The 12373-nt window shown below is 67.1% G+C and carries 13 protein-coding genes and 1 riboswitch; of the genes, 5 read left to right on the forward strand and 8 right to left on the reverse strand.

Annotated features, from left to right (window positions below; genetic code table 11):
• A partial coding sequence (locus tag Q8M13_RS19690) for an SRPBCC family protein (protein WP_305301924.1) occupies nt 1-391 on the reverse strand: 391 nt, incomplete at its 3' end.
• 126 nt (nt 392-517) lie between these two features.
• A riboswitch (glycine riboswitch) is annotated at nt 518-611 on the forward strand.
• A 165-nt stretch (nt 612-776) separates the two neighbouring features.
• Here Q8M13_RS19690 and gcvT point away from each other — a divergent pair.
• The 5 genes from gcvT to Q8M13_RS19715 all read left to right on the forward strand — a co-directional run bounded on the left by gcvT (nt 777) and on the right by Q8M13_RS19715 (nt 5815).
• Nucleotides 777-1889 carry a glycine cleavage system aminomethyltransferase GcvT gene (gcvT, locus tag Q8M13_RS19695; protein ID WP_305301925.1) on the forward strand — a complete coding sequence of 371 codons (1113 nt, stop codon included), beginning with the start codon at nt 777-779 and terminating at the stop codon, nt 1887-1889.
• A gap of 13 nt (nt 1890-1902) precedes the next feature.
• Entirely contained in the window at nt 1903-2268 is a 366-nt protein-coding gene (gene gcvH, locus Q8M13_RS19700; protein ID WP_305301926.1) for a glycine cleavage system protein GcvH, read from the forward strand.
• 93 nt (nt 2269-2361) lie between these two features.
• A complete protein-coding gene (gcvPA, locus tag Q8M13_RS19705) occupies nt 2362-3705 on the forward strand; it encodes an aminomethyl-transferring glycine dehydrogenase subunit GcvPA (protein ID WP_305301927.1) in 1344 nt (447 codons plus the stop codon).
• Nucleotides 3705-5285 (forward strand): aminomethyl-transferring glycine dehydrogenase subunit GcvPB, encoded by a 1581-nt coding sequence (gcvPB, locus tag Q8M13_RS19710; protein ID WP_305301929.1) that lies wholly within the window; start codon nt 3705-3707, stop codon nt 5283-5285. The genes gcvPA and gcvPB overlap by 1 nt, the downstream gene beginning before the upstream one ends.
• Before the next feature lie 143 nt (nt 5286-5428).
• A complete protein-coding gene (locus tag Q8M13_RS19715) occupies nt 5429-5815 on the forward strand; it encodes a PGPGW domain-containing protein (RefSeq protein WP_305301938.1) in 387 nt (128 codons plus the stop codon).
• A 6-nt stretch (nt 5816-5821) separates the two neighbouring features.
• Here Q8M13_RS19715 and Q8M13_RS19720 read toward each other — a convergent pair whose 3' ends face one another.
• The 7 genes from Q8M13_RS19720 to Q8M13_RS19750 form a co-directional block, all read right to left on the reverse strand.
• Entirely contained in the window at nt 5822-6325 is a 504-nt protein-coding gene (locus tag Q8M13_RS19720; protein WP_305301930.1) for a F0F1 ATP synthase subunit B, read from the reverse strand.
• The gene (locus Q8M13_RS19725) at nt 6325-6951 is read right to left on the reverse strand and encodes a hypothetical protein (RefSeq protein ID WP_305301931.1); all 627 of its coding nucleotides are present in this window, start codon (nt 6949-6951) and stop codon (nt 6325-6327) included. Before Q8M13_RS19725 ends, Q8M13_RS19720 begins: the two co-directional genes overlap by 1 nt.
• A gap of 77 nt (nt 6952-7028) precedes the next feature.
• Nucleotides 7029-7253 carry a F0F1 ATP synthase subunit C gene (locus Q8M13_RS19730; RefSeq protein ID WP_056730905.1) on the reverse strand — a complete coding sequence of 75 codons (225 nt, stop codon included), beginning with the start codon at nt 7251-7253 and terminating at the stop codon, nt 7029-7031.
• A 52-nt stretch (nt 7254-7305) separates the two neighbouring features.
• The gene (locus tag Q8M13_RS19735) at nt 7306-8097 is read right to left on the reverse strand and encodes a F0F1 ATP synthase subunit A (RefSeq protein ID WP_305301933.1); all 792 of its coding nucleotides are present in this window, start codon (nt 8095-8097) and stop codon (nt 7306-7308) included.
• Between the two features lie 15 nt (nt 8098-8112).
• A complete protein-coding gene (locus tag Q8M13_RS19740) occupies nt 8113-8463 on the reverse strand; it encodes a F0F1 ATP synthase assembly protein I (RefSeq protein ID WP_305301934.1) in 351 nt (116 codons plus the stop codon).
• A 221-nt stretch (nt 8464-8684) separates the two neighbouring features.
• Entirely contained in the window at nt 8685-12128 is a 3444-nt protein-coding gene (locus Q8M13_RS19745) for an AAA family ATPase (RefSeq protein ID WP_305301936.1), read from the reverse strand.
• A gap of 17 nt (nt 12129-12145) precedes the next feature.
• Nucleotides 12146-12373 (reverse strand): thioredoxin domain-containing protein (locus Q8M13_RS19750; protein ID WP_305301937.1); only part of this gene is annotated, 228 nt, incomplete at its 5' end.

Below are 12373 nucleotides of genomic sequence, written 5' to 3' on the forward strand. Positions count from 1 at the left end.
CGACTTCCATCATCTCATCCATGCCAGGCGCGAGCTCAGGCGGCGCCACCTGGGCGGTCCAGGTGAACTCTGTCTGACCGTCCGCTCTGGTCGTCACCGTGGCGCTGGCGCGGTGGTAGCTCATCTGCTCGCTGATCACGCTGTAGACGACGCGCTGGTGCGCGTCATCGACCGCGAGAATCCGTTCCCGAGCCTCCATTCCATTGGCGAAAGTGAGGAGGCGGTCATCGCCATCCTCCCGGCTATCGGTGACGAAGCCGGTGGCAAGACGCGTGGGCAGGGCGTGGACGTCCCTTAACGCCGCCCAGACCTGGTCTGCGGGAGCATCGACGACGAAGGTCTTGCTGATCGTGACCGCGTCGGCCGGGACGGGGCTATCAAGCTTGGACATGGGCGATCTCCTAAAAACAGCCGGAATTATCGCGCCGCCGGCCATGGGTGGCTGGCGGTTTTCGGAACAGGTCGGACGAACCGTGTTTGCAGATTGACTCCCCCTCGGTGATCGAAGAGTTTCGCGCCGACTCTCGCGGGAGAGATCGGGTCTTTCGGGACCCGGAGCCGAAGGCGCAACCGCCCCGGAAACGCTCAGGCAAAAGGACCGCGACGAGCTGATGAACGCTGGAAAGTAGCGCCGGGGCAACCTCGCGCTCGCCGAAGGAGCGAGGGGTTGGCCCGGTGGGCCAGCCTGAAATCTCTCAGGCCCAAGGACAGCGGGGGCGCGAACGTCGCGGGGATCGTCCTCGCGCGCTCGCGGAATCATCAGCCGGAGTCCCGCCTTGTCCGACGATAATCTGAAGACCACGCCTCTCAACGCCGCGCATATTGCGGCGGGTGCGCGCATGGTTCCATTCGCGGGCTACTCCATGCCGGTCCAGTACAAGGACGGCGTGATGAAGGAGCATCTTTGGACGCGTGAGAACGCGGGCCTGTTCGATGTCTCCCATATGGGCCAGGCGCGCCTGCGCGGCGTCTCGCCGCTGTCGGCGTTCGAGGAAGTGACGCCGGGCGACTTCATCGGCCTGAAGCCCGGCAAGCAGCGCTACTCGATCCTTCTGAACAAGAAGGGCGGCATCATCGACGACCTGATGGCCGCCCGTCCCGACGACGATGGCCTGTTCGTGGTGGTCAACGGCGCCTGCAAGGACAACGACTTCAAGATCATCGACGACGAACTGGCCGGCCAGGTCCGGATCGACCGCCTGGAAGACCGTGCACTGCTGGCGCTGCAGGGGCCGAAGGCCGCCGCGGTGCTGGCCGATCACGCGCCCGAGGCCGCGACGATGGTCTTCATGGATGCGCGGTCGATCACCGCTTTCGGCGCCGACGCCATCATCTCGCGCACCGGCTACACCGGTGAAGACGGCTATGAGATCTCCATTCCTGCGAGCGAAGCCGAGCGCGTCTGGAACACCCTTCTGGCTGACGATCGCGTCAAGCCGATCGGCCTGGGCGCTCGCGACAGCCTGCGCCTAGAGGCCGGCCTGCCACTCTACGGCCACGACGTCGACGAGACGGTCAGCCCTGTCGAGGCCGACCTGGCGTTTGCAGTCTCGAAGAAGCGCCGCGAGGCGCGCGATTTTCCGGGCGCGGCGCGAATCTCGAAGGAACTGGCTGAGGGCGTCAGCCGCAAGCGCGTGGGCCTGACCGTGCTGGAAGGCGCGCCTGCTCGTGAGGGCGCCGAGATCGCCGACGAAGCGGGCAATGTGGTCGGCGTCATCACGTCGGGCGGCTTTTCCCCTAGCCTGGGCAAGCCGATCGCCATGGGCTTTGTCCCACCCGCCCTGGCGGTCGCCGGCACGAAGCTGAAAGTCATAGTTCGGGGCAAGCCGCAGTCCGCAGAGGTCACGGCCATGCCTTTCGTTCCCCATCGTTACGTCCGTAAGCTCTGAGAAGGACACCCAGATGCGTTTCACCAAGGATCATGAGTGGGTCACCCTCGAGGGCGACGTGGCCACTGTCGGCATCACCGCCTATGCGGCTGAGCAACTGGGCGACGTCGTGTTTGTCGAGGTTCCCGAGGCGGGCAAGGCCGTGAAGACCGGCGATAACCTCGCCGTCGTCGAGAGCGTCAAGGCGGCGTCCGACATCTACGCCCCAGTGAGCGGCGAAGTCATCGAAGGCAATGCTGGCCTGGGCGACGCGCCGGAAACGGTCAACGATCAACCGGAGAAGGCGGGCTGGTTCGCGAAGATCAAGATCGCCGACCAGGCCGAGTACGAGGCGTTGATGGACCGCGCCGCATACGAAGACTTCTTGCAGAGCCTCTGATTTCCACCGCTGCCCCCGGCGAAAGCCGGGGCTCAAGCTGACCCACCGCTTGGATCCCGGCAGCCGCCGGGACGGGCGGGGAGAGTAACGACGATGAGATACCTGCCCCTCACGCCCGCCGACCGCGCCGAAATGTTGGCGACCATCGGCGTCGGCACGATCGACGATCTGTTCTCGGACGTGCCGGAGGCCGCGCGTCGTCGCGACCTCTTCGACCTGCCGCTGCATGCCGGCGAGCTTGAGGTGGAGCGGGAACTCTCCGGATTGGCGGCCATGAACCGGCCGGCGGGCGCTGGGCCGTTCTTCTGCGGCGCAGGCGCCTATCGCCACCATGTTCCGGCGACGGTCGATCACATCATCCAGCGCTCGGAATTCCTGACCAGCTATACGCCCTATCAGCCCGAGATCGCCCAGGGCACCTTGCAGGTCCTGTTCGAGTTCCAGACCCAGGTCGCGGCCCTGACCGGGCTCGATGTGGCCAACGCCTCAATGTACGACGGCTCCACGGCCTGCGCCGAAGCGGTGATGATGTCCCAGCGCGTCACCCGCCGGAAAAAGGCGGTGCTGTCTGGCGGACTGCACCCGCAATACGCGGCGACCACCCAGACCATCGCCCATGCCGAGGGCATGGACATCGTGCGCCAGCCCGCGGCGATCGACGCCGAAGCGGCGGTGCTGAACGCCATCGACGCCGAGACCGCCTGTGTGGTCGTCCAGACCCCGAACGTGTTTGGCGTAGTCACCGATGTCACCAAGATCGCCGAGGCGGCGCACGCGGCCGGCGCGCTGCTGATCGTGGTGACGACCGAGGCGGTGTCCTACGGGTTGCTGAAGTCGCCTGGCGAGATGGGGGCCGATATCGCGGTGGCCGAGGGCCAGTCGATCGGCAATGGCCTGAACTTCGGCGGTCCCTATGTCGGGCTGTTTGCCTGCCGCGAAAAGCTGGTGCGTCAGATGCCCGGTCGCCTCTGCGGCGAGACGGTCGACGCCGAGGGCCGTCGAGGCTTCGTGCTGACGCTGTCGACGCGCGAGCAACATATTCGCCGCGAGAAGGCGACGTCGAACATCTGCACCAACTCGGGGCTCTGCGCCCTGGCCTTCACCATCCACCTGTCGCTGCTGGGCGAGCGGGGCCTGCGAGAGCTGGCTGCGCTCAACCACTCCAAGGCCCGTGAGCTGCGCGACGCTTTAGCCGCCGTCCCTGGCGTCGAGATCCTGACCCCGCGCTTCTTCAACGAGTTCGCGATCCGCCTGAAGGGCGACGCAGCGGCGGTGGTCGAAGCCCTGCTGGCCGACGGCGTCGTCGCCGGCGTGCCGTTCTCGCGTCTCAATCCGCACGCCGGCATGGACGACGTCCTACTGGTCAGCGCGACCGAGACCACCACAAGCGAACACATCCAAGCCTTCGCCTCGGCGCTCGCCGGGAGGACCGCATAATGACCATGCAGAACGTTGGCCGCCCCACGCGCCCGCAAGCCGCCACCCAGTCGGGTCACACCTCGCTGACCGGCGCCCGCGGCCTGTTGCAGGATGAGGCGCTGATCTTCGAACTCGGCGGCTGGGACAAGACCGGCGTCGACTTGGCGCCGGGCGATCATGACGCGTCCGACCTGGGCGACCTGGTTCGGGCCGCCCCGATCGGTCTGCCGGGTCTGTCGGAGCCTGAGGCGGTGCGCCACTACGTGCGCCTCTCCCAAAAGAACCACGCCATCGATCTGGCGCTCTACCCGCTCGGCTCGTGCACGATGAAGCACAACCCGCGCCTGAACGAGAAGATGGCCCGGCTGGCCGGCTTCGCCGATCTTCACCCGCTGGCGCCGCAATCGACCGTCCAGGGCGCGCTCGCCCTGATGGACCGGCTGGCCCATTGGCTGAAGACCCTGACCGGCATGCCCGCGGTCGCCTTGTCGCCGAAGGCCGGCGCCCACGGCGAACTCTGCGGCCTGCTGGCCATTCGCGCGGCCCATGAAGCGAACGGTCAGGGCCATCGTCGGACCGTGTTGGTGCCGACCTCCGCTCACGGGACCAACCCGGCCACCGCCGCCTTCGTCGGCTATTCGGTGGTGGAGATTGCGCAGACCGACGATGGACGCGTGGACATCACCGACCTCGCCGCCAAGCTGTCGCCCGACGTGGCGGCGATCATGGTCACCAATCCTAATACCTGCGGTTTGTTCGAGCGCGACGTGATCGAGATCGGCCGCCTGACCCATGAGGCCGGCGCCTACTTCTACTGCGACGGCGCGAACTTCAACGCCATCGTCGGCCGGGTGCGCCCGGGCGACCTGGGCGTCGACGCCATGCACATCAACCTGCACAAGACCTTCTCGACGCCCCACGGCGGCGGCGGTCCTGGCGCTGGCCCTGTGGTCCTGTCGGCGGCCCTCGCGCCCTTCGCCCCGGCCCCTTGGGTCGTGGCGGGGGAGGGCGGCTTCAAGCTGGTCGAGGAGACCACCGACGAAGCCGCTCAAGGCTTTGGCCGGATGAGCGCCTTCCACGGCCAGATGGGCATGTTTGTCCGGGCCTATGCCTACATGTTGAGCCATGGGTCGGATGGGCTGCGCCAGGTCGCCGAGGATGCGGTCCTGAACGCCAACTACATCAAGGCCAAACTGTCGCCGGTGATGACGCCTGCGTTCCCCGACGGCCCTTGCATGCATGAGGCGCTGTTCGACGACACTTGGCTCGAAGGCACCGACATCACCACGCTGGACTTCGCGAAGGCGATGATCGACGAGGGCTTCCACCCCATGACCATGTACTTCCCGCTGGTCGTTCACGGGGCGATGCTGATCGAGCCGACCGAGACCGAATCCAAGCTGGAGCTGGACCGTTTCTGCGACGCGCTGACCGCCTTGGCGCAGGCCGCCAAAGGAGGCGACGTGGAGCGCTTCAAAGGCGCACCCTACCTCGCGCCACTGCGGCGGCTGGACGAGACCCAGGCGGCGCGGAAACCGCGTCTTACGTGGCGGCCGGATGACAAGGGTGTGTCCCCGGCGCCTCTAGCGGCCGAATAGGCGCGCCTGGACAAAATTTAACCCCAGGTCCGCCTTTACGACTCCCTGATACGTTCTCATATCGGCAGTGCTGTCCCGAAGCTGGTCCTCCCCCAGTGCCGTGCGCGGGCGCGACCCAGGTAGGAATCCAGTTGTCTCTCGCCATGCCCAGCGTGCGCGGCCGCCGCGCCTCCGACGACGTCACCCGCGATCTCGCGGGGCGACTCGTGCGTTTTGGGCTGGTCGTTGTCGGCTCGCTGGTGGTCGTGGCTGGGATCGCGATCGCGCCCCTGCCTGGGCCAGGCGGGATCCCGGTCATTGTCGTCGGCTTGATGATCGTGTTGCGCAATTCGTTCAAGGCGAGGCGGCAATTCGTCCGCCTGCATCACGCGCACCCGAAGATGATCTCACCGATCCGGCGCTTGCTGCGGCGTGACCCGCATATCATTCAAATGTCGTGGCATCAGGCTTTGAAGATTGAGCGTCTTCTGGTGCCGAAGAACCTGCGCTTCGCGGTTCGCAGCCGACGCCTTTTCAGGCGTCGGCGCTAAACCCAACTACTGGAGCTTGGAGCTCAGCTGGCTGATCGCATTGTCGATCAGCGGGTCGGTCTTGGCGCCGGCGAGGCGCTTGGTCAGCACGACTTCGGCGGCGGCGGCGGCCATGTCGGCGGCTGCAGCCTTAACCTCGGCCGCGGCTTGCGCTTCGGCGTTGGCGATCTTGCGTTCGGCCAGTTGCTGGCGGCGAGCGAGGCTCTCTTCCAGCTTGGCCTTGGCTTCGATCTCGTAGCGGCGGGCTTCTTCCTGGGCGGCGGCCAGCATATCCTTGGCCTGGGCTTCGGCTTCGACGCGCTCGGCCTTGAGTTGGGCCAGCAGGCGCTGGGCTTCCTCACGGATGCGAGCGGCCTCGTCCAGATCCGCCTGAATCTTGGCCGTGGTGGCGTCTAGGGCCGCGTTGACGGCTTTCGGCGCCTTGGCCACGAAGATCACGATGCCAAGGAAGATCAGCAGGCCGACGAGGACCCACGTTTCCGCATTCGCGGGATTGAGGAACACAGGCATCAAGCGGCTCCTTGAGCGGTGAGCGCCGCGTCGATCTCGGCCGCGGTCACTTTTTGACCGGTCAGCTTTTCAACCATGGCCTGGGCCGTTTCACCGGCGATGCCGCGAACGTTGGACATGGCTTGATCGCGCAGGCCGCGGATGCGGGCTTCGGCTTCGTCCATCTGAGCTTGCAGACGGTCGTCCTCGGCCTTCTGGCTGACAGCCAGTTCGGCTGCGGCCTTGGCCTTCGCGTCAGCGGCGAGGCTGCGCGAACGGGCGCGGGCGTCGTCGATTTCGGCTTGGGCGGCCTTGGCTTGAGCTTCGGCTTCGGCTTGAACGCTGCGCGCCTGATTTACCGCTTCGGCGATCGTGGCCTGGCGGTTGTCCTGGATCTTGCGAAGCCGCGGCACGAAGACCTTGGCGAGCAGGATGTAGAGGACAGCGAAGATCAGGAAGAGCCAGACGATCTGGCCGCCCCAGTATTCAAACTTGAACTGGGGCAAACCGCCGCTTTCGCTGCCATGGGCGGCGACTTCCGTCGTACCGGCCGGAACGTGGTCTCCGTGCGCGGCGCCGGCGGTTTCGGCGGCGGTGTTACCGTCGCGGATTTCCGCGCCCGGCGGGGGTGTGGTCTCGGCGGCCATAAGGCTTAGACGTCCTTAAAGCGCAGGCTGAGGACGCGACGATGTCGACGCGCCCTCTGGGACCTGCGGATCTTGGCTTAGGAGAACAGGATGAGCAGGCCGAGCACGAAGGCGAGAATGCCCAGAGCTTCGGTCAGAGCGGCGCCCAGGATCAGGTTGGTGAATTGGCCGCCGGCGGCCGACGGGTTGCGCGTGGCGCCCGCCAGGAAGTGGCCGAAGATGGTGCCGATGCCGATGCCCGAGCCGATCATGCCGAGGGTCGCGAGGCCCGCGCCGATGTACTTAGCCGATTCCGCGTCCATAGTTTTCAGTCCCGTTTGGTAAGTTGATAGAGGTGAGTTTTTCGCTCGGTGATCAGTGGTGATGACCGAGATTGACCACGTCGTTCAGATAGACGCAGGCCAGAACCGCGAACACGAAGGCCTGCAGGAAGGCCACCAGGAATTCCAGCGCCGTCAGCGCAACGACGCCGCCCAGCGAGAGCGCCGCGCCGGGAATACCCAGCAGGCCCAGGCCGCCGCCGGCCGCCATGGCGCCCAGCGAAACAACGAAACCAGCGAACACCTTCATAGCCACGTGGCCGCCCAGCATGTTGCCGAACAGACGAAGGGCGAGGGTGACGGGACGCAGGAGGAAGGAAATGATCTCGATCGGGGTGACCAGGATCAGCATGTACCAAGGAACGCCCGACGGGACGAACAGCTTGTACATGTTCGCGCCGTTGCGAAGGATGCCGTAGCCAACGACCAGCAGGATGGTCATGACCGCCAGCGAGGCCGTGACGGCGAGCTGCGAGGTGGCGGTGAAGACGAGGAACAGGCCGAGCATGTTCATGGCGAGGATGAACATGAAGAGAGCGAAGACGAACGGGAAGAACTTGCGGCCTTCGTGGCCGATAATCCCTGCGACCAGATCGTCGATATAGCCGAATACGCCTTCGCCGATCACCTGCAGGCGACCCGGTACGACGGCGGCTTTAGAAGTGGTGACAGCCAGGAAGACCACGACCAGCGTGGCGGCCAGAAGCATCGCGATCGTGGAGTTGGTGATCGACATGTCGATCACGCCAACGCCAGGAAGCGTAAAGGCCAGTTCGGGCAAGCCCGCGATCTTCTGGATCTCGAACTGATGCATCGGATCGGCCATGCCGCGACGAACTCCTCAATCTTCCTCGTCGTCGAAGGGGATGTCCTTTGCGGGACCCCATTCCTTCGCCGCCTCGGCAGCCATCCGCTGAGCCGAACTTACGGCCATCCAAATCGAAATACCGAAGCCCCCAAGGACTCCGATGATCATCCCCCAGGGCGCTGTCTTGAAGACAACGTCCGCCCCAGCTCCAAAGCCCAGACCCACAAAGACGCCGCCTATGAGCACGCCCATGAGGCGGTAGCCATAGCCGGCGGCCTTGGAACCATAGTCACGCACAACCGGGGCCGTTCGCGCCTCAAGCGCGGCAGCCCTTTCGTCGAGGCGCTTAATGTCCTCGTCGCGCGTATTTTCCGGATGCGGCATGCGTTGTGGCCTATTGGACCACGACGTCGCCCGCCGCGGCCGGGGCTTCAAGTCGCGCGGAACCTATAGACGCGGGTGCAGTGCGTCAAGGCTGGGGATGTGCTATTTACGGCTTTGTATTTGCAGGGTTTTTAGCTGTCGAGACAACTCGTCCACACCGCCTGAGCCTTGCATTCGCCACGCTGGGCCGTGCTCGCCCCTAGAATCCTCGGAAACCTTACCTACTGGGCGGCCATGGCTGCGGCCTGGCGAAGGTCGACCGAGACCAGCTGCGAGACGCCTCGCTCGGCCATGGTCACGCCGAACAGCCGGTCCATCCGCGCCATGGTGACGGGATTGTGGGTGATGGCGATGAAGCGGGTCTCCGTCCGCCGCCGCATTTCGTCGAGCAGATTGCAGAAGCGATCGACATTGGCGTCGTCCAGCGGGGCGTCGACTTCGTCGAGGACGCAGATCGGCGCCGGCTGGGCCAGGAACACACCGAAGATCAGGGCGCAGGCGGTCAGGGCCTGCTCGCCGCCGCTCATCAGGCTCATGGTCGCCATGCGTTTGCCGGGCGGGCAGGCGAAGATTTCGAGGCCGGCTTCCAGCGGATCATCGGACTCGACCAGCCGCAGTTCGGCCTGGCCGCCTTGGAACAGCGCCTCGAACAGCGCCTTGAAGTGCTCGTTGATGATCTCGAACGCCGCCAGCAGGCGCTCGCGGCCCTCGCCGTTCAACTCGTCGATCCCCTGGCGCAGCCGGGCGATGGCGCCGGTCAGGTCGGCCCGCTCGGTATGCATGGTGTCCAGCCGAGCCGAGTGCTCGCCGGCTTCCTCCTCGGCCCGCAGATTCACCGCGCCGATGGAATCGCGCTGGCGCTCCAGATTGTAGAGGTGAGCCTCCATGCCGCCGGCGTCGGTCGGGATCGCGACCGCCTCGTCAGCAAGCTTGCGGCCCAGTTGCTCCGGCTCGATACGGGCGGTTTCACGGATCTGGCCGGTGATTTCGGCCAGGCGCTCGACGGCGGCTTCCAGCTTGGCGGCTAGCGAGGCGCGAAGTTCCCGGGCTTCGCTCGCGGCGGACTCGGCGGCGCGTAGCGCGCGGTCGGCCTCGGTGCGTGCGGCCTCGGCCTGGGCCAGGGCGTCGGACGATTGAGCGCGGCGGGCTTCGGCCGTGGCCAATTCGTCGAGCAACTTCGTCAGGCGTTCGTGGTGGGAGGCCGGAGCCTCATGGGCCTTGTCGAGCGCGGCCTGCGCGCCACGGCGGCCGTCGGCTAGATGCTCCAATCGCTTGGCGGCGGCTTGCGAGCGGCGAGTCCAGTCGCCGGAATCGCGCTTCAGGTTTTCCAGGCGCCGGGCGCGCCCGTCGCGCTCCCGCACCTCGATGTCCACCGCCGCGCGCGCTTGGGCCGCGGCCTCGCGGGCCGGACCTGCGGCGGCGCGGGCCTGCGCCAGCCGAGCGGCCAGATCATCCACGGCGGCGTCCTGCGAGGTTTCGGCGATCGCGACCTGGAGCGTCGCCTCGGCTTCGACCACTTCGCCCTCGAAGCGTGCGATCACGTCGTCCAGGGACTGGGCCTGAGCTTCGCGGCGGGTGGCTTCGCGGTCCAGCTTCTCCAGATTGGTGCGCGCGATGGCGACCTTCTGCTCGGCTATCGGCGGTTCGCGGCGGGCGCTGCGCAGCGTGTCCTCGGCGAGGCGTACACGGGCGGCCGCCGATTGCTGGGCTTCCTTGGCGACCTGCGCCTTGGGCGAGATCGCCTCGATCTCGGTCTCGACCTCGGCCAGGCGGGTCTTCTGCTCCATTCGGATTGCGGCCGGCTTGGGCGCGTCGGCCCGGGCGGTGAAGCCATCCCACCGCCACAGGTCGCCTTCACGCGACACCAGTCGGCAACCGGGCGGAAGCATGGGCTGAAGCCGGTCGCCATCTTCGCGCTTTACCAGGGCGGTGAAGGCCAGGCGTGCGCCGAGGGCGGCGGGCGCCTTCACCAAGGGGCCAAGCGGCTCGGCGCCTAACGGCCAGATCGGCGCCTCGGCGTCGCGGCCGCCCCAGAAGGCCGGCGCCTTTGGATCGAGGGCGGCGTCCAGGTCGTCGCCAAGCGCCGCCGCCAAGGCCTTCTCGTGACCGCGGGTCGGGGCGACCTCGTCGAGCGCGGGGGTGAAGCCGCCGCGCCGTTGCTGGGCGACGATCTGCGCCAGGGCGCGGGCCTCGGCGGTCAGGCGGCCAAGCTGCTCATCCTGCTTGCGGGCGGCCTCGCGTGTTTCGGCTTCGGCGGCGCTGGCCTTGCCGCGTTCTTCCTCGGCGGCTTCGAGCGCTGCTCGGACCGTGGCGAGCGCCGCCTGGGTGCGTTCCAGTTCAGCGCGAGCCGCCTCGATCTGCGGCGTGATGGCGGGGCCAAGCTGCGCGCGTTCGCTCTTCGCCTGGTCCAAGGCGCGCTGGGTGCGGGCGAAACGGCCCCGGGCCTCATCGACTCGCGCCGCGCCGGCGCGGCGGCGGGCCTCGTCGGCGGCCGCCTGGGTGGCGAGTTCTTCCACGGCCTTGTCGGCGGCGATCCGGGCCGCCTCGGCGGCGCGGGCGGCTTCCTCGAGCTCAGGCGTGCGTTCCGGGGCGGCCGCTATGGCGGCTTCCAGCGCCTCCAGGTCGTCCGACATCCGCTTGAGCGCCACCTCGGCGTCTTCGACGATTTGGGTCTCGCGCGCGCGGTCGGCGTCAATCCGGCCGACATCGGCGGTCAGGCGCGCGACCTCGGCGGCCAAGGCCTCGCCCTCGCGCTCCAGTCGGTCCTTGTCGATGGCCAGCCGATGCAGGATGGCGGCGGCGATGGTCTCGGCTTCGCGTAGCGGCTTGATGGCCTCCTCGGCCGTGGCGGCCCGAGTGGTGGAGGCGGCCGCTTCGCGGGTGTGGGTTTCGACGGCCGCGATGGCGTCGTTCGCCTCGGTGCGCAGACGTGCAGCGGTGTCGCGGGCTTCGGCCCAGCGGGCGTAGAGGACGGCGCCTTGCAGGGCCCGGATCTCAGCTGACAGCTTCTTGTAGCGTTCGGCTTGCCGCGCCTCGCGCTTCAGACGGTTCAGGGCGCTTTCCAACTCGCGGGCCACGTCATCCAGGCGGGCGAGGTTGGTTTCCGCCGCTCGTAGCCGAAGCTCGGCCTCGTGCCGGCGCGAATGCAGGCCGGACACACCGGCCGCTTCTTCCAGGATCAGCCGCCGGTTCTGCGGCTTGGCGGCGATCAGTTCGGATATCTGCCCCTGCCGGACCAGGGCTGGAGAGTTCGAACCGGTGGAGGCGTCGGCGAACAACAGTTGGACGTCGCGGGCGCGAACCTCGCGGCCGTTGATCCGGTAGGTCGAGCCCGCGCCCTTGTCGATGCGGCGGACAACCTCCAACACAGGAGCGTCGTTGAACGCCGGCGGCGCCTTGCGCGCGGCGTTGTCGATGGTGAGCGTAACCTCGGCGTGGTTGCGCGAGGCGCGATTGCCGGAGCCGGCGAAGATGACGTCATCCATGCCGCCGGCGCGCATCGCCTTCGCGGAATTGGCGCCCATGACCCAGCGCAGCGCTTCCAGCAGGTTCGACTTCCCGCAACCGTTCGGCCCGACGATGCCCGTGACTCCGGGCTCGATCCGAAATTCCGTCGGATCGACGAAGGACTTGAAGCCGGAGAGTCGGAGCCTCTGGAAATGCACGGAGTCTGGTTCGCCTCCTATTTCTTGGAAGCTTTGGCCACGGCGGCGTCGAGTTCGGCGGCCGTCATCGGCCCAACGTGCGTCACGCCGTTGAACGAAAAGGTCGGGGTGCCGGTAATGTCGCCCTGCTTCACATTGGCCGCGACGCGGGTCTGCAACGTGTCGAGTGCGCCATCGTCGGCGACGCAGGCCATCACCTGCTGTTCACTGAGACCGCCCGCCTTGCCGGCGGTCAGCAGCGAGGC

This window comes from Phenylobacterium sp. (genome assembly GCF_030681155.1).
Taxonomy (GTDB): Bacteria; Pseudomonadota; Alphaproteobacteria; order Caulobacterales; family Caulobacteraceae; genus Phenylobacterium.